Source organism: Curtobacterium sp. SGAir0471, assembly GCF_005490985.1.
GTDB lineage: Bacteria > Actinomycetota > Actinomycetes > Actinomycetales > Microbacteriaceae > Curtobacterium.
Genome location: NZ_CP027869.1, coordinates 1,051,562 through 1,068,513 on the forward strand (window position 1 = coordinate 1,051,562; position 16,952 = coordinate 1,068,513).

Annotated in this window: 14 protein-coding genes; 5 read left to right on the forward strand and 9 right to left on the reverse strand. The window is 72.8% G+C overall.

Annotated features, from left to right (window positions below):
• Entirely contained in the window at positions 1-555 is a 555-nt protein-coding gene (locus C1N91_RS04865; RefSeq protein WP_137766833.1) for a DoxX family protein, read from the reverse strand.
• A 242-nt stretch (positions 556-797) separates the two neighbouring features.
• Here C1N91_RS04865 and C1N91_RS04870 point away from each other — a divergent pair, with 242 nt between their 5' ends.
• Entirely contained in the window at positions 798-1,871 is a 1,074-nt protein-coding gene (locus C1N91_RS04870) for a sensor histidine kinase (RefSeq protein ID WP_175415913.1), read from the forward strand.
• Positions 1,868-2,515, forward strand: coding sequence for a response regulator (locus C1N91_RS16615; protein WP_175415914.1), 648 nt, complete (start codon positions 1,868-1,870; stop codon positions 2,513-2,515). The genes C1N91_RS04870 and C1N91_RS16615 overlap by 4 nt, the downstream gene beginning before the upstream one ends.
• Positions 2,516-2,600: 85 nt before the next feature.
• Here the strand turns inward: C1N91_RS16615 and C1N91_RS04880 are convergent, their stop codons facing one another.
• The 3 genes from C1N91_RS04880 to valS form a co-directional block, all read right to left on the reverse strand.
• On the reverse strand, positions 2,601-3,209 hold the full coding sequence (locus C1N91_RS04880; protein ID WP_254678349.1) for a TetR/AcrR family transcriptional regulator: 609 nt from the start codon (positions 3,207-3,209) through the stop codon (positions 2,601-2,603).
• 292 nt (positions 3,210-3,501) lie between these two features.
• Complete coding sequence (locus C1N91_RS04885) at positions 3,502-3,753, reverse strand: hypothetical protein (protein ID WP_137766835.1); 252 nt, start codon at positions 3,751-3,753, stop codon at positions 3,502-3,504.
• 66 nt (positions 3,754-3,819) lie between these two features.
• Complete coding sequence (gene valS / locus C1N91_RS04890; RefSeq protein ID WP_137766836.1) at positions 3,820-6,411, reverse strand: valine--tRNA ligase; 2,592 nt, start codon at positions 6,409-6,411, stop codon at positions 3,820-3,822.
• A 225-nt stretch (positions 6,412-6,636) separates the two neighbouring features.
• Between valS and proP the strand changes: the two genes are divergently transcribed.
• Positions 6,637-8,211: a glycine betaine/L-proline transporter ProP gene (proP, locus tag C1N91_RS04895; protein WP_254678350.1), complete on the forward strand. Its 1,575-nt coding sequence runs from the start codon at positions 6,637-6,639 to the stop codon at positions 8,209-8,211.
• Positions 8,212-8,352: 141 nt separating this feature from the next.
• Here proP and C1N91_RS04900 read toward each other — a convergent pair whose 3' ends face one another.
• The 4 genes from C1N91_RS04900 to C1N91_RS04915 all read right to left on the reverse strand — a co-directional run bounded on the left by C1N91_RS04900 (position 8,353) and on the right by C1N91_RS04915 (position 13,572).
• The gene (locus C1N91_RS04900; protein WP_137766837.1) at positions 8,353-9,924 is read right to left on the reverse strand and encodes an ATP-binding cassette domain-containing protein; all 1,572 of its coding nucleotides are present in this window, start codon (positions 9,922-9,924) and stop codon (positions 8,353-8,355) included.
• A 68-nt stretch (positions 9,925-9,992) separates the two neighbouring features.
• Entirely contained in the window at positions 9,993-10,871 is an 879-nt protein-coding gene (locus tag C1N91_RS04905) for an ABC transporter permease (RefSeq protein WP_137766838.1), read from the reverse strand.
• Complete coding sequence (locus C1N91_RS04910; RefSeq protein ID WP_254678351.1) at positions 10,868-11,863, reverse strand: ABC transporter permease; 996 nt, start codon at positions 11,861-11,863, stop codon at positions 10,868-10,870. Before C1N91_RS04910 ends, C1N91_RS04905 begins: the two co-directional genes overlap by 4 nt.
• A gap of 65 nt (positions 11,864-11,928) precedes the next feature.
• Positions 11,929-13,572, reverse strand: coding sequence for an ABC transporter substrate-binding protein (locus tag C1N91_RS04915; protein WP_137766839.1), 1,644 nt, complete (start codon positions 13,570-13,572; stop codon positions 11,929-11,931).
• Between the two features lie 31 nt (positions 13,573-13,603).
• On the opposite strand from C1N91_RS04915, the gene C1N91_RS16620 reads away from it, so the two are divergent.
• Together C1N91_RS16620 and C1N91_RS04925 are read left to right on the forward strand one after the other, a co-directional pair.
• The gene (locus C1N91_RS16620) at positions 13,604-14,206 is read left to right on the forward strand and encodes a TetR/AcrR family transcriptional regulator (RefSeq protein ID WP_058728421.1); all 603 of its coding nucleotides are present in this window, start codon (positions 13,604-13,606) and stop codon (positions 14,204-14,206) included.
• A 47-nt stretch (positions 14,207-14,253) separates the two neighbouring features.
• Entirely contained in the window at positions 14,254-15,810 is a 1,557-nt protein-coding gene (locus C1N91_RS04925; RefSeq protein WP_175415915.1) for an ArnT family glycosyltransferase, read from the forward strand.
• 28 nt (positions 15,811-15,838) lie between these two features.
• Here the strand turns inward: C1N91_RS04925 and C1N91_RS04930 are convergent, their stop codons facing one another.
• On the reverse strand, positions 15,839-16,873 hold the full coding sequence (locus C1N91_RS04930; protein WP_137766841.1) for a cation diffusion facilitator family transporter: 1,035 nt from the start codon (positions 16,871-16,873) through the stop codon (positions 15,839-15,841).
• Positions 16,874-16,952 lie beyond the last annotated feature (79 nt).

Genomic DNA, 16,952 nt, shown 5'->3' on the forward strand with positions numbered 1-16,952 from the left:
CTACGGACGCCGGCGCATCCCCCACCCGGCGAGCACGACGATCCCGGCGACGAGGACGACGTTCTTGATGATGTACTGCCCCTCGAGCGTGCCGACACCCGGCGAACGCCAGGTCTCCTCGGGGAACAGCACGAGCGGCGCGGTCGTCCCGCAGAGGTGACCGAGCAGGACGAGCAGGACGAGCGGCATGCACCGACCGAGCAGCAGCGCCAGCCCGAGCGCGATCTCGAGTCCGGCGACGAGGAGCCGTGCGCCGTCACCGTGCAGCAGTCCGCCGGTGAGCGCACCGACCGTCCGCACGGCGAGGCCCTCGGCGGGACTCGCGCCCGGCACGGCCTTCGGCAGGCCGAACCACAGGAACACGACGGCCATCGCGATCCGGACCGTCGGGACCGCGGCCCGGCGTGCCGTGCTCTCCACGCCGTCGAGGACGACCCGCCCGGTGCGCACGATCGACCGGGTCACAGCCGAGGCGAGCGGCGCGGAGGCGCCCGCGGTCGGGCGGATCTGGTGGCGTCCCGGTGCCGGGACGGTCCTGGTGTCGGTGGTGGTCACGGGTCCTCCTGGTGTCGGCGGCAGGGACGGGCACCGAGCGTAGGTCGCGGGCATGGACGCCCCACGTCGCCGGAAGAGGACACCTCCGCCATTCTCCTGCCGACCGCTTGCCGTACCATCGATGTGTGACATCTTGGATGGGAGACGCTCCGGCCCTGCTCGGACGCCCGACACCACTGGTCGAGCGACTGACCGATCGGGCTACACCGCGTGTACGGCGCTCACTCCGGATCGCGGCCCTCGTGGCACCCGTCGCCGTCACCGCCTACAGCGTCTGGTACGACGCACTGGCGGCCGACGAGGCCCCCGACCCCCTGCAGCTCCTCGTGTTCGTCGCCGGGGGCGCCTCGCTCTGGCTGTCCCGGAGGGCACTCGCGGTGCCGACGCTCGTGGCCCCGCTCGTGTGGGCGATCACCGGGTCCTGCTCGTTCGTGGTCGTGACGAGCGCCCTGGTCGCCGCGCGGCGTCCGGTCGGGTGGTGGGCGGTCCTGGCGGCGTACACCGTGCTGCACCCGCTCGGGCTCGTCCCGGACCCGTGCATGTTCCGAGCCGGACACGTGGTGGCGCCGGAGGAGACCGCGCCCCTCTTCGGCGTCGTCCTCCCGGCTCTCGTCGGCGGCGCGGTGGGGGAGTCGCGGAGACTCGTCCGGATCCGGGAGGACCGGCTCCGGCTCGCCGCCGAGGCCGCGGCAGCCCGAGCGGCGGACGCGGTCGCCCACGAGCGTCTCCGGATCAGCCGGGACATGCACGACGTCGTCGGCCAGGGGGTCAGTCGGATGACGCTGCACGCCGCGGCACTCGCGACGACCGCACCGGACCCGGCGACCCGGCGGTCGGCCGAGCGCATCGCCGCGACCGGCGCCGACCTGCTCGAGGACGTCCACTTCGTGGTGGGGCTGCTGCGCGACGGTGCGGCGCCCGCGCCCGTCCGCCCGACCGGGTGGGAGGAGACGTTCCGTCGGGCCGCCGACGACGGTCTCGACGTCCGCCGCCACGGCCCCGCCCGCGGTCCGCTCGCCCGCACTGCCGGGCTCGACGACGACCGCGCCGCTGTCCTCGACGCGGTGCTCGCGGAGGCGCTGCACAATGCGCACAAGCATGCTCCCGACGCCCCGGTCGACGTCCGTGCCGCGGTGCTGCCGGACCGTGTCCGCCTGACCGTCGAGAACCCCTGCCAGGGTGCCGGGCGGCCCCCTGGCCCCGGCGGACACGGGCTGGCCGTCGCGACCGAGCGCGCGGTCGAGGTCGGTGGCACGCTCGGGCAGCACCGCACCGAGGGTGGTCGCTTCCGGCTCGAGCTGGAGCTCCCGCGGTGATCCGGGTCCTGATCGTGGACGACGACCACGAGGTCCGCGCGAGCCTGCGCGTGCTGCTCGAGGCAGATCCGGGGATCGTCGTCGTCGCCGAGTGCAGCGACGGGGAGCGCGCCGTCACCACCGCTCGGCGCCTCCGTGCCGACGTGGCCGTCGTGGACCTGCGGATGCCGGGGATCGACGGGGTCGAGACGACGGAGCGGCTGCTCGCCGAGACCCCGACGGAGCGGGTGCTCGTCCTCACCGCCTTCGAGCACGACGACGCGGTGCTCCGGGCACTCGCGGCCGGGGCGTCCGGGTTCCTGCTCAAGGGGTCCCGGCCCCGCGAGCTCGCCGCGGCCGTGCACGACGTGGTGGCGGGGCGGTGCGTCCTCGCCCCGGCCGTCACCACCGCGGTCGTCGCCCGGGCGGTGCTCCGGGATCAGGAACGGCCCCCGGAGCCCGTCGACGACCTCGTCGACCTGACCGAGCGGGAGCGCGAGCTGGCCGTCGCCGTCGGCGAGGGGCTGACCAACGCCCAGATCGCTGCCCGTCTCGGCGTCACCCCGTCGTCGGCCAAGACCTTCGTGTCCCGCCTGCTCGAGAAGCTCGGGCTGCAGAACCGCACGCAGCTGGCGATCGCCGCGCACCGCGCCGGCCTGGTGTGAGCGGCGTGACCGGGGGGCGGTACGGACCGGACGGGAGGCTCGTGGCGGGCTCGGCCACGAGCCTCCCGTCCGCCGTGTGGTCGGGTCAGCGCGCCGGGTCGGTCGCTTCGTGCATCGCCACGTCGATCAGCGTCGCGGCCGCACGCCGCGCGTGCCGCGCGGGCGTCGTGGCACCGGCGATCGCGGCGGTCGTCTGCGCGCCCTCGGCGAGGAGCGCGAGCTGAGCGGCGAGTTCCTCGGCCGCGTCGAGGTCCGGCACCGCCGCGGCGGCCAGTCCGGCGACGTACCGTTGGAAGGAGTCCTTGTGCTCGCGGGCGATCTCGGCGACCGCGGGGGAGGTCCCACCGAGCTCCCCGAAGGCGTTGATGAAGCCGCAGCCGCGGAAGGTGTCGTCCCCGAACCACTGCTCGAGGAAGTCGTACACCGCGAGCAACCGGTCCCGCGGGGACTCCGCCGCGGCGACGGCCTGCTCGATGCCGCACTCCCAGTACTCGTGCCGACCGCTGAGGACCGCGGCGATGAGCTGCTCCTTGCCGGGGAACACCGAGTACAGCTTCTTCAGCGAGACGCCGGCGGTGGTCCTGATCTCGTCGATGCCGACCGACTGGAAGCCGCGGGCGGTGAACAGCGCGTCGGCGGCGTCGATGATGCGGGAGCGGACCTCCGGGTCCACGGTGCTGCTGCTGCTGGCCACGGGCGTCCCCTTCCCTGTGCGGCGGATCCCGTCCCCACGTCTCCAGCGGGAACGGGCGTTCTCGATACTACGCGCGCATCGTCCAGGCGATCGCGTCCGCGGCGAGGGGACGTGCTGGCTCCTTCGTGCGACGTGCTTGGTCCGTCAGGCCACCCCGAACGGGACCAGGCGCTCCATGTGGCTCTCGGTTGCGTTCCGCATCGCCGGACCTTGCCTGAATCGCCACCAGGACCCCCTCGCTGTTGCTGGAAATCCTCCCTCATTCGTGGTCAGGGATCGAGCAACCTCGTGTTCAGTCCTCCTCCGGCGCGTCGTCCGGGTTCGTCACCTGTGCCCGTCCGGCGGGATCGAGGTGGATCGCCGTGCCGTCGTCCAGCTCGACGATCGGCTTGCCCTCCAGGTACGTCAGTGTCCAGCGCCAGGTCGACGCGTCGACCGACTCCGCGGCGAGCTCGTCCTCGACGCCCCGGACGGCGACGACCACCGCCTCGGGGAGCCGCTCGGGTGGCTGCCCACCGACGTTCCAGCGTGTGCCCAACTGCATCCGTGCCTCCTGTCCGGTCGTGGACGGGCCGGGCCGCACGCGCGACCCGGCCCGTCGGGAGCGACGCTACGCCTGCTGCTCGGCGAGCTCGATCTCGGTCACCGCGAGCTCCTCGCCGTCCGTGAACGACAGGTTCTCGATGCGGCCGACGGCGGCGAGGTCGACCGCCGCGCGCTCGATGAGCGCACGCTGGTCGGCCGGGGCGGCGACGACGGCGCGGGTCACCGGCGTCTTCTGGGACGCCTTGGCGGCGGTCTTCGCACCGCGGATCCCGATCAGCGCCTGGCCGACGGCCGCGAGCAGCCCGGTCGGCTCGGCCTGCGTCGGCAGCTCCGCGACCGTCGGCCACGCCGCCGTGTGCACGCTGGTGTCGTGGGTCCAGGCCCACACCTCCTCCGTCGCGAACGGGAGGAACGGTGCCAGCAGTCGGAGCAGCGCGTCGATCGCGGCGCGCAGCGCCAGGACCGCGCTCGCCTGGGTCTCGTGCGTCGCGTCGGGTGCGGTGCCGTAGGCACGCTCCTTGACGAGCTCGAGGTAGTCGTCGCAGAAGGTCCAGAAGAACCGCTCGGTGACCTCGAGTGCCCGGGCGTGGTCGAAGCCGTCGAAGGCCGCGGTGGCCTGCTCGAGCACGGAGCCGAGCTCGGCCAGCACGTCGACGTCGAGGGGCTCGGTGACGCTCGTCGCGCCGCTCGGCAGCTCGAAGCCGTAGACGAACTTCGCCGCGTTGAGCACCTTGATCGCCAGGCGACGACCGACCTTGATCTGCTTCGGGTTCTGCGGGTCGAAGGCCGCGTCGGTGCCGAGCTTCGACGAGGCCGCCCAGTACCGGACCGCGTCGGCGCCGTGCTGCTCGAGGATCGACAGCGGGGTGACGACGTTGCCCTTCGACTTCGACATCTTCTTGCGGTCGGGGTCCACGATGAAGCCCGAGATGCTCGCGTGCTTCCACGGTGCGACGTCGGCCTCGAGCTGGCTGCGCAGCGCCGTCGTGAAGAGCCACGTGCGGATGATGTCCTGCGCCTGCGGGCGGACGTCGTACGGGAACACCAGGTCGTACAGCGCCGGGTCGGTCTCCCACTTGCCGGCGAGCTGCGGGGTGAGCGACGAGGTCGCCCACGTGTCCATCACGTCGAGCTCGCCCTGGAACCCGCCGGCGACGCCGCGCTGGTCCTCCGTGTAGCCGGGGGCCGGCTCGGACGCCGGGTCGACGGGCAGCTGGGCCTCGGTGGGGACGATCGGCTGGTCGAAGACCGGGTTGCCGTCGGCGTCGAGCGGGTACCAGACCGGGATCGGCACACCGAAGAAGCGCTGGCGCGAGATGAGCCAGTCGCCGGACAGACCGCCGACCCAGTTGTCGTAGCGGACGCGCATGAAGTCCGGGTGGAAGGCGATCTCCTCGCCGCGCTTCCGCAGGGTCTCCTTGAGCTGCTCGTCGCGGGCGCCGTTGACGATGTACCACTGGCGGGTCGAGACGATCTCGAGCGGCTTGTCGCCCTTCTCGAAGAACTTCACCGGGTGGTTGATCGTCTTCACGTCGCCGACCAGCTCGCCGGACTCGGTGAGGGCGTCGACGAGGACCTTCTTCGCCGAGAACACGGTCTTGCCGGCCATCTCGGCGTAGAGCTCCTTGCCGCGAGCCGACTCGATCCACGCGGGCTCGTCCGAGCGCACGCGACCGTCGAACCCGATGATCGCGCGGTTCGGCAGCTGCAGCTCGCGCCACCAGACCACGTCGGTGGTGTCACCGAAGGTGCAGACCATCGCGATGCCGGCACCCTTGTCCTGCTGGGCCAGGTGGTGCGCGAGCACCGGGACCTCGACGTCGAACAGGGGGGAGCGGACGGTCTTCCCGAACAGGTCCTGGAAGCGCTCGTCGTCCGGGTGCGCGACGAGGGCGACACACGCCGGCAGCAGCTCGGGGCGGGTGGTCTGGATCACGACGTCGCCACCGCCGTCGGTGCGGTGGAACGCCAGCCCGTGGTACGCGCCGGGCATCTCCTTGTCCTCGAGCTCGGCCTGGGCGACGGCGGTGCGGAAGGTGACGTCCCAGAGCGTCGGAGCGTCCGCCTGGTACGCCTCGCCGCGCTCGAGGTTGCGGAGGAACGCACGCTGCGCGCTCGCCCGCGAGGTGTCGTCGATGGTGCGGTACGACTGCGTCCAGTCCACCGACAGGCCGAGCGTGCGGAAGAGGTGCTCGAACTGCTGCTCGTCCTGCACGGTGAGGCGCTCGCACAGCTCGATGAAGTTGCGGCGCGAGATCGGCAGCTGGTCGCCGGCCTTGCTCGACTTGCCGTCGCCGCCCTCGAACGGCGGGACGAAGGCCGGGTCGTACGGTAGCTGCGGGTCGCAGCGGACGCCGTAGTAGTTCTGCACGCGGCGCTCGGTGGGCAGGCCGTTGTCGTCCCAGCCCATGGGGTAGAAGACGTGCTTGCCGCGCATGCGCTCGTACCGGGCCTTGAGGTCGGTGTGCGTGTACGAGAACACGTGGCCGATGTGCAGCGAGCCCGAGGCGGTCGGCGGCGGGGTGTCGATCGAGTACACCGTGTCCTTCGTGGCGCTGTCGCGGTCGAAGCGGTACGTGCCGTCCTGCTCCCAGACCGTACCCCAGACGTCCTCGAGGCCGTCCACCGTGGGCTTGTCGGGCATGGGCTTCGTCATGGCAGGGCCTTCCGATCGATGTGTGCGGCACCGAGTCCGTGGTGAGGTGCCTGAGTGTTGCGCGTACCGTACGCGGTGGTCTCATCGTAGCGGCCCCCGGCGTGGGAGCGCTCCATCTGGTAGGCTGTCGGAGTTTGTCCGGCGGACGCGGTGTTCGCGAGGACTGCACAGTCGCTCTCCGCCGGATGCCCGAAGGCAAGACACAGCACTACCGGAGGAACGAACGTGGCACCGAACGAAGCACACCAGCACGGCGATCGGCCGCTGCGCACGAAGGCCCAGGCCAAGCGCGCGCGTCGCAAGCTGACCGAGGACGACGTCACCGTCGTCGAGGAGTCGCTGCTCAAGCGTGCCGTCGCCGCGGCGGCCCTCGGCAACGCGATGGAGTGGTTCGACTTCGGCATCTTCGCCTACCTGACGGTCACCATCTCGAAGGTGTTCCTGCCGGCGGGCGACCCGACCTCGAACCTCGTCGCGACCTTCGGGTTCTTCGCGGCCGCGTTCATCGTCCGTCCGATCGGCGGTGCCGTCTTCGGCCCGATCGGCGACAAGATCGGCCGCCAGAAGGTCCTCGCGCTGACGATGATCCTGATGGCCGCCGGCACGCTCATGATCGGCCTGATCCCGTCGTACGCGACGATCGGCTTCTGGGCTCCGGTGCTGCTCCTCGTCGCCCGCTTCGTGCAGGGCTTCTCCACCGGTGGTGAGTACGGCGGCGCCGCGACCTTCATCGCCGAGTACTCGCCGGACAAGCGCCGCGGGTTCATGGGCTCGTGGCTCGAGTTCGGCACGCTGGCCGGCTACGTGCTCGGCGCCTCGATCGTCACGATCCTGCAGTACGCGATGCCCGAGGACACCCTGCTCAGCTGGGGCTGGCGCATCCCGTTCATGATCGCCGGTCCGCTCGGCCTCATCGGGCTCTACCTCCGCCTGAAGCTCGAGGAGACCCCGGCGTTCCAGAAGCAGCAGGAGCAGGCCGCCGAGCGCGAGTCGCAGAAGACGCCGTTCCTCAAGCTGTTCGCCGAGAACTGGCGCTCGCTCCTCATCTGCATCGGCCTGGTGCTCGTGTTCAACGTGACCGACTACATGCTGCTGTCGTACATGCCGACGTACCTCGAGACGAACCTCGGACAGAACGCCACGTTCGGCCTGATCCTCATCGTCATCGTGATGATCCTCATGATGGTCGTCATCACCTTCGGTGGTCGCCTGTCCGACAAGTTCGGACGTCGGCCGGTCCTCGCCGCGGGCTGCATCGGCTTCCTCGTGCTGTCCTGGCCGGCGCTCAAGCTCGTCCAGACCGGCAGCGGCGCTGGTGTCTTCTTCGGCCTGCTGATCCTCGGTCTCGTGCTCGTCACGTTCACCTCGACCATGCCGTCGACCCTGCCCGCGCTGTTCCCGACGATCATCCGCTACGGTGCCCTCGCGATCGCGTTCAACGTGTCCGTCTCGCTGTTCGGTGGCACCACCCCGCTCGCCACGCAGGCGCTCATCGCCGGCGCGAAGGACGCCGGTCTGTCGTGGGCCGAGGACATCCCCGCGTTCTACCTGATGCTCGCCGCCGTGATCGGCCTCGTCGCCGTGTTCTTCACCAAGGAGACCGCTGCGACCCCGCTCATGGGCTCGGGTCCGACGGTCGCCCACGAGGACGAGGTGGCCGACGTGATCAAGGACTACAACGACCCGACCTCGGAGCTCGCACAGTCCGACTGGGCGAAGGACTTCTCGACGAGCGAGATCCCGATCATCTCGGGTGACGCCCCGGCGCCGGGTTCCGACAAGGAGCCCGCGGGCTCGTAGTCGCCCCTCGTCTGTTCCGCGAAAGCGACAGTGTTCCGCCGTTGTTCGGCCGGACTCTGTCGCTTTCGCGTTTCGATCCGGCGTGACGGACGACGGACGACGGGCGACGGACGACGGACGACGGAGCCCGGCGCGCCGCGCTCAGGCGCCGCGGGCGAGCCGGGCGGCGGCGTCGACCAGGCGCGCGGTCGCAGGGTGCTCCGGGGCGCCGAGCACCCGCTCCGCCGGACCCTGCTCGACCACGCGGCCCCGGTCCACGACGAGCGCGTCGTCGGCCATCCGCCGGACGGCCCGCAGGTCGTGCGACACGAACACCATCGCCACGCCGGTCTCGTCGCGCAGCCGTTCGAGCAGCGTGAGCACCGCGTCCTGCACGGTCGCGTCGAGTGCCGTCACGGGCTCGTCGAGCACGACCACCTCGGGCGAGGTCGCCAGCGCCCGGGCGATCGCCAGTCGCTGCCGCTGCCCGCCGGAGAGCGTGCGCGGGGCACGTGACCGCAGCGCGGGGTCGAGTCCGACCTGCTGCAGCGCTGCGTCGACCTGCGCCGACAGAGCACCGGACGCCCGGCGTTGCTGCCCGTCGGTCAGGGCGTCCGCGAGCACGCGGTCGACCGTCCACCGCTCGTCGAACGTCGCGGCGGGGTCCTGCACGACGGCCGCGACCCGGCGCCGTCTTCCCCGACGCTCGCGCTCGGACAGCGGGACCCACGGCTGCCCGTCGAGCGTGATGGTCCCGTCGTCGGGTGTCTCGAGCCCGAGCAGCATCCGCGCGACCGTGGTCTTGCCCGACCCGGAGGCACCGATCACCCCGGTCACCCGACCGGGTCGGACCGTGATCGAGACGCCGTCCACCGCGGGCACCCCGTCGAAGGACCGGGACAGCCCGACCCCGTGCAGCACGGGCTCCTGAACCGCCGCGGTCGGCGCCGCAGCAGGAGCGACGGGCCGCTCGTCGCCCGCCCGGGCTGCTCGCACCAGGGCCTGCGTCACGGGGTGCTCGGGCGCGCCGAGGACGTCGGCGACCGGCCCGTGCTCGACCACCGTGCCGGCGTCCACGACCAGCACGCGGTCGGCCCACCCGGTCACGAGCCCGAGGTCGTGCGTGATGACGAGGAGCCCGGCGCCGCGCTCCTGCACGGCGCGGAGCTGCTCCATCACGGTGACGGCCACCGCCGCGTCGAGGGCGGTCGTCGGCTCGTCCGCCACCACGAGCGCCGGGGAGGCCACGGTCGCCGCCGCGATGAGCGCCCGTTGCCGCATCCCGCCGGAGAGCGTGCCGGAGCGTCGGCCGTCGGTCGCCATCGCCGGGTCGAGTCCGACGCCGGACAGTGCCGCGCGGACGGCGTCGACCCGTTCGGCTGCCCGCAGGTCGGTGTGCAGGCGCAGCGCGTCGGCGACCTCGCGGCCGACGGGGCGCAACGGGTCGAGGGCGCCCAGGGCCTCCTGTCCGACGTAGCCGACGGACCGCCCGCGGAGTCGACGCCAGCGACGCTCGGGGAGCCCGCGCACGTCCGCGCCGACGAGGTCGAGCCGGTCGGCGGTCACGTCGGCACCCGCGGCGGAGAGGCCGAGCACCGCCCGGGCGGTCACGGTCTTGCCGGAGCCGGACGCCCCGACGAGGGCGACGCACTCGCCCGCGTCGACGTGCAGGTCGACGTCGTGCACCACCGTCGTGCCGTCGATCGACACCGAGAGTCCCCGGACGTCGAGCACGCGCGTCCCCGTGGGCGGGACGGCACCAGGCGGCGTCGGGACGTCGCCGGACACCCGCTCCGCGCCCGTCACCGCGCGGCCCCCGTCCGACGCAGGGCGCGACCGAGCACCGTCACGGCGGTCGCCAGGACGACGATCGCGAGACCGGGGAAGGTGCTCATCCACGGCGCGGTCAGCAGGTAGGTCCGGCCGTCCGCGAGCATCGCGCCCCACTCCGGTGCGGGCGGCGGGGTCCCGACGCCGAGGTAGCTGAGCGCGGACGCCCACACGATCGCCTGACCGACCCCGAGCGTGGCGACCGCGACGACTGGCCAGAGCGCCGCGGGCAGCACGTGGCGGACCAGGATCCGGCCGGGGGAGCGGCCCAGCAGCACGGCGGTCTCGACCACCTGCGACGACCGGGCGCTGCGGACCAGACCACGGACGATCCGGGCGTACCCGGGCGCGGTCGCGAACCCCACCGCCAGCGTCGCCGGCACCGGTCCGGGTCCGGTGACCGCGATGACGACGAGTGCGACGAGCAGCAGCGGCAGCGCGAACGCCACCTCGGTGACCCGGCCGACGACCGCGTCCACGATCCGGCCACCGAGTCCGGCGAGCGTGCCGAGCAGGATCCCGGTGAGACCGCCGACGAGCGTCGCGGCGACCCCGACCAAGAGTGACGCCCGTGTCCCCGCGACCACGCGCGCGAGCACGTCGCGCCCGGACTCGTCCGTGCCGAACGGGTGCGCCGCACCGGGTGGCACCAGCGCGTCCGTCGGGTGCACCGCGAGGGGGTCGCCGCCGCCGAGCAGCGCCGGCCACACCGCCGCCACCACCGCCACCGCGACGACGACCGCCGCGACCGTGCCCGCCGGTCCGAGCGTCCCCCCACGGAACCGCTCGGACCGCCGGCTGTGTCGCTCGGGTGCACCGGCCTGGAGGCCCGGGTCCAGCACGCCGCTCACTGCGCGTCCGCCCCGTGCTGCGTCCGCACGCGCACACGCCCCCGCCGCACACGTCCGGTCCGACGTCGGTCGCGGGTGCGCGGATCCACCGCCTGCTCGACGAGGTCCGCGACCGCGAGCACGACCACGTAGGCCGCGGCGGACACCAGCGCGATCCCGGCGACGAGCGGCATGTCCCGCTGGGTGACCGCGGTGACCAGGGCGCGACCGATCCCGGGCAGCGCGAAGACCGACTCGACGACCACGGCGCCGGACACCAGCGACCCGAAGGCCCAGGCGGACAGGGCGATGCCGGGGAGTGCGGCGTGCCGGAGCAGGTGCCGCCCGAACAGCCCGACCCGGGACTCGCCACGACCGCGCGCCGCCAGGGCGAACGCGGAGTGCTGGGCGTCGACCACGCCGTCGCGGACCGTCTCGGCGAGGTACCCGGCGACCGGCACGGCGACGGTGAGCACGGGCAGAACCCACCCGCGCAGGCTGCCGTCCGACACCGCCGGCACCCACCCGAGCGCGCTCGCGAAGACGACGATGAGCACGCTGCCGAGCCAGAAGTGCGGCACGACGCTGGCGGCGACGGTGATCGCCCCCGTGAGCGCCGCGGCGACCCGACCCCGCTGCGTCGACCACCACGCGGCACCGATCGCCAGGACCCAGGCGACGACGAGCCCGGCGACTGCGAGCGTCAGCGTCACCGGTACCTGCTGCGCGAGGAGCTCGGACACCGGCGTGCGGAACGCGTACGAGTCGCCGAGGTGCCCGGTCGCCAGGCGCCCGAGGAACACCGCGTACTGCACGAGCACCGGCTGGTCGAGCCCGTACTCGCGGCGGACCGACTCGACCGCCGCGGCCGAGGCCTGCGACCCGGGGCCGCCGAGGATCGCCAGCGCCGGGTCACCGGGGATCAGCCGGATCGCGACGAAGACGATCGTGGCGACCGCCCACAGCACCCCGACACCGCCGGCCAGTCGACGGAGTCCCCACAGGGCCCACACCGACCACCCGCGACGGGTGACGGCGCGTCGCGGGGGTGGGGCGGGCCTCCCGGCCGGGTCGCCCGTCAGCGCGCGATCCACGCGGTGCCGAACCACGGGGTGGAGACCGACGTGGTCTCGATGCCGTGGACCGACGAGCGGTACAGGAAGTGGTTCTGCTGGTCGTAGAGCGGCAGGACGGTGCCGCTGGCCAGGATCCGCTGCTGCGCCTGTCGGTACAGGGCACGGCGCTCGTCGGCGTCCGACGTGCGCGCCGCCCGCTCCACCAGCTCGTCGACCGTCGGGTCGTCCAGCTGCGCGAGGTTCGCGAAGTAGCCGGAGGGGGCGGGCTCGATGCTCGCGCTGTCGTAGAGGATGCGGAGGACGTCCGGGCCGACCTTCGTGTACGGCGCGCTCACGACGTCGTACTCGTTCGCGGCGAGCGCGGCGTACCAGCTCGACAGGTCGAGCTCCTCGAGCCGGACGTCGAAGCCGACGGCCTTCTCGGAGGCCTGGACCTGCTGGAACAGGCTGCGCTCCGCCGGCACCGACTGGTTCGTCGACACCGGGAAGGTGACCGTGAGCCGCTGCCCGTCCTTCTCGCGGACGCCGTCACTGCCGACCTTCCAGCCGGCCTCGTCGAGCAGCCGCTTCGCCGTGCTCGGCGAGTACTCGAAGAGCGCGGGGTCGGAGTACCCGTCCGGCTCGACGCTGGAGAGCACCGAGTACGAGCGCTTCGCGGTGCCGAGGAACAGGCTCTGCAGGCCCGGGTCGATCTCGGCACCGGCGATGAAGGCCTTGCGCACGGCCTCGTCGCGGAACACACCGTGCCCGGAGTTCAGCTCGAGACGGTTCGAGGCGCCGGGACGCGGGGCGTCGAGGTCGCGGATGGTGCCCTTCGTCGAGGCGCTCTTCAGCTGGTCGGGCTGGGCGTTGTCGATGACGTCCACCTGGCCGGCCTGGAGTGCCGCGTACCGGGACGTCGAGTCGGGCAGGAAGCGCCAGGTGATGCCGTCGAGGCGGGGCTTCGTCGAGCCGGACAGCGGCGTGTAGTCGTCGTTCTTCGCCAGCGTGATGCGGTCACCGCGCTGCCACCCCGTCACGGTGAACGGGCCGGTGCCGACCGGGGCGGCGCAGTTCGTGGCCTGCGGGCGCTGCAGGGCCTTCGGTGACTCCATGCCGACCCAGGGCTGCGAGAACGACTCGAGCAGCGCGCTGTCCGGACGGCTCAGCGTCAGCGTGACCGTGTGGTCGTCGGTCGCCGTGGCCTTCGTGATCGACTGCAGGGCGAGGTAGCCCGTGCTCGACGCCGTCGTCGGGTCCTGCACGTGCTCGATGTTCGCCACCACGGCGTCGGCGTCGAACGGTGTGCCGTCGGAGAACCGCACGTCCGTGCGCAGGTCGAGCGTCAGGGTCTTCCCGTCGTCGCTCGTCGTCCACCGCGTCGCCAGGGCCGGCGTCGGCTGCCCGTCGCGGTCGAGGCCGGTGAGCATCTCGATGTACTGCGTCGACAGCAGGGCCTGCGGGTAGTTCCCGCCGACGTGCGGGTCGAGGCAGGTCGGCTCGGCGTCGCCGGAGGCGTAGGTGAGCGTGCCACCGCTGACCGGGGTGCTCGCGTCCGTGGCGGTGCCGCCGCCGGTGCAGGCGGTCAGGGCCAGCAGGACCGCGGTGGCACCCGCGGCGGTGAGGAGGGCGCGGGCGCGTGTTTTCTGTACTCGGTCCAAGATCATGGCGGACCGAGTCTAGCGGTTTACTGAGCACATGGACGAGACGATGCGCCGCGGAGGCCGCCCGCGACGGTCGAGCGCCGAGGTCCTCGCCGACGCCGCCGCCGAGCTGTTCCTCGAGCAGGGCTACGCGCGCACGACCGTCGACCAGATCGCCGCACGGGCCGGGGTGAGCCGGGCGACGTTCTTCAACTACTTCGGGGCCAAGTCCGACGTGCTCTGGCTGGAGCTCGACGCCGCGGTCGCCGACCTGCCCGCGTTCCTCGCTGCCTCGACGGAGCCCTCGCCCGTGCGGGCCGTCGAGGAGGCGCTCCTCGCCGCGGCGCGGGCGCACGACCCGGAGCAGGTCCCGTGGGCCATCGCCCAGGCCGAGGTGATGGACATCGGTTCCGAGCTCGTGGCGAGCGTGGCGGCCCGGGTGATGGCGCAGCACGGCGCCGTCGCCGCGTTCGTCGGGTCGCGGACCGGCGAGCACCCGATGTCCCTCTGGCCGCAGACCGTGTCCGGGGCGATGCTCGGTGCGGCGGCTGCGGCCTTCGGGGTCTGGGTGGCGGACGGGGTCGGGCGGCGCACCCTCGTCGAGTACGTCGGCGCTGCGCTCACCCCGGTGGCGGTCGGACTCGACGCACACCGCTGACGGACGCGGGCAGTCCTCGTCGCGGAGCGCTGTGCGAGGATCGTCCGGTGCGTCGACGGTCGGGTCTGGTCCAGTGGAGTGCGTTCGGCGCGGTTGTGCTGCTCGCGGTGTGGACCTGCTGCTGGCACCTCGGTCGCCAGGGCATCAACGTCGACGAGCTCGTCTACGTGCAGGCTGGCTGGGAGTACGTCCACGGCACGGTGACCGCGAACCTCGAGCACCCACCGACCGCGAAGTACCTCTACGGGCTCGCGCAGGTCCTGTTCGGGCAGGGGGTCTACGCCCCACGCCTCGTGGCCGCCGCCGCCGTCCTCCTGACCGGACTCGTCCTCTTCGTCTGGCTGCGCCGCCCGCTCGGGCACTGGGGCGCCCTGTTCGCCGCCGGACTCTGGTGGCTCACCCCTCGCGCCGCCGGTCTCGACGCCTTCGACCCCGCGTCGGCGACGCCCGTCCGCGTCGACCGCATCGCGCTGCTCGAACCGGTGATGGTGCTGTTCGCCGTCGTCGCGATCGCCGCCGCATGGGCGTGGATGACCACGGACGGTCGACGTCGGTGGTGGTGGGCCGGGCTCGCCGGCACCGCGCTGGGCCTCGCGGTCACGTCGAAGGTGACCGCGGCGTTCGTCGTGCTCGCGATCGTGCTGCTCCCGGTGCTCTTCCGCCGGTGGTGGGACCTGCTCACCGGAGGGGCCATCGCCGCCGTGTCGGCGATCGTGACGTTCTGCCTCGCCTACGCACCACTCGGGCTCGTCTCCGCGGTGTCGTACATGATCGCCTTCCAGACCCGGCACGACGACGGGGGACACCTCGTCGACCTCGGCGGGACGACCTACCGGTTCGCTCCGTGGTGGACGCAGTTCTGGTGGGCCACGCAGGGCACCGGCCCGGTCCTCGTGGCGGTGGTCCTCGTCGGCGCGGTCGCGGCGGTCGTCCTCCGCCCGGACCGGCTGGTGCTCACCCTCGTCGCCGCGTTCGTCCCGCTCATGGTGTTCCTCGCACTGTCCACGGTGTCGCTGCCGCACTACTACGACGCCTGGATGCCGTTCGTGCTCGCGCTCGCCGCGGTCGGGTGGACGCGGCTGGGCGTGCTCGCCCGGGACGAGCTGGCGCGCCGACGGGCCGGTCGTCGGGACGGAGCCGGTGCCCGACGACGAGCCGGCCGGCCCGGTCGTCCCGGACGGGTGCCGGTGCTCGGCGTGGCGCTCGTCGCGCTCGTCTCGGCCGGCGTCGTCGCGTCCGCGTCGACCACCGCGGCGCTCGCCGTGGCCGTCGCCCACGTCAGGCCGGCGGGCATCGCGGTGCTCGACACCGAGCTCCGCGCGCACGGGGTGGAGAGCGGGACGATCCTGTTCACGTCGTACGGCGCTCCGGCCTGGCGCCCGTACTTCGCGCAGCGCGGGTCCGACGTGCTGGTCGACGGACGCTACGCCGCGATCGTGCAGGGGACCGACGGACGGTTCCCCGTGCCCGAGGCGGTGCGGGCGTTCACGCAGGACGAGGCGGACGCGCTCGAGTCCTTCCGGGTCGACGACCTGCGCGTGTGGGTCCCGCGGGGCGGCGGCGTCGTCGTGGTCTCCGGGTCGACCCTGACGATCGAGCGCTGACCCGGGCGCACGGGCTCCTCCGCGCGCGTCACTCGGTGCGGAGCGTCCCCGCGCCGCCGGCCGCGACGTCCTCGACCGTGCCGTCCCGGACGGTCGCCGGCACCTCGCCGTCACCACGGGCAGCGAGCGACGCGTCGCCCGGGATGCTCAGGGTGAGCACGGCCTCCTCGATGTACTGGCTCTCCTCGAGCGAGGCCTCGACCCGGCGGAGCCGCACCGCGACGTGGTCCTCGAGCTCGTTGCCGGTCAGGTCGACGGCGGCCACGAGGAACACCCGCGACGGCCCGACGAACTCCAGGTGCAGGTAGGTCACGCGCTCGACCTCGTCGCGGCGGAGCAGCTCGGTGAGCACGGCGTCCTCGAGCTCGGGCGACGTCGCCTCGCCGACCAGGAACCGGCGGTTCCGCTCGATGAGCACGATCGCGACGACCCCGAGCAGGAGGCCGACCGCGATGGAGCCGATCGCGTCGAACACGGCGAGGCCGGTCAGCTGGTGCAGGAGCACGCCGAGGAACGCGATCACGAGCCCGATCAGCGCGGCGGCGTCCTCGGCGAAGACCGCCCGGAGCGTGGGGTTCGACGACTGCAGCACGTGCCGGAGCACCGGGACGCGGCGCTTCGTCGCGGCTCCGTGCGCCTGGCGGTAGGCCTGCAGGAAGCTCGTGCCCTCGAGCAGGAACGCGATCCCGAGCACGACGTAGTTGAGCACGACGTCCTCGGCCGGACCGGTCTCGCCGAGCTCGGTGATGCCGTGCCAGATCGACACGACGGCACCCGCGGTGAAGAGGCCGAAGGCCGCGAACATCGACCAGATGTAGGTCTCGCGGCCGTAGCCGAGCGGGTGCTTCCGGTCCCGCTTCTTCGCACCCCGCCGCTCCGCCACGAGCAGGAAGATCTCGTTGCCCGTGTCGGCCCACGAGTGCGCGGCCTCGGCGGTCATCGACGCCGAGCCCGAGATCAGGGAGGCGACGGTCTTGGCGACGGCGACGAGCAGGTTGGCGGCGAAGGCGATGACGACGGTGAGCAGGGACTCCGGACGGTCCTGCTTCTCGGACGAGGGCATCGCTCCAGCATGCTCCGACTCTTGTAGACTCGTCCCATCAGGCGTCGACCCGGCCATCACCGGCGAGCCTCCGGAAGAA

Coding starts and splice junctions, on each gene's coding strand:
- C1N91_RS04885 (WP_137766835.1), bottom strand. CDS start 3,753: ATGCAGTTGGGCACACGCTGGAACGTCGGTGGGCAGCCACCCGAGCGG.
- valS (WP_137766836.1), bottom strand. CDS start 6,411: ATGACGAAGCCCATGCCCGACAAGCCCACGGTGGACGGCCTCGAGGAC.
- C1N91_RS04915 (WP_137766839.1), bottom strand. CDS start 13,572: ATGATCTTGGACCGAGTACAGAAAACACGCGCCCGCGCCCTCCTCACC.
- C1N91_RS16620 (WP_058728421.1), top strand. CDS start 13,604: ATGGACGAGACGATGCGCCGCGGAGGCCGCCCGCGACGGTCGAGCGCC.
- C1N91_RS04930 (WP_137766841.1), bottom strand. CDS start 16,873: ATGCCCTCGTCCGAGAAGCAGGACCGTCCGGAGTCCCTGCTCACCGTC.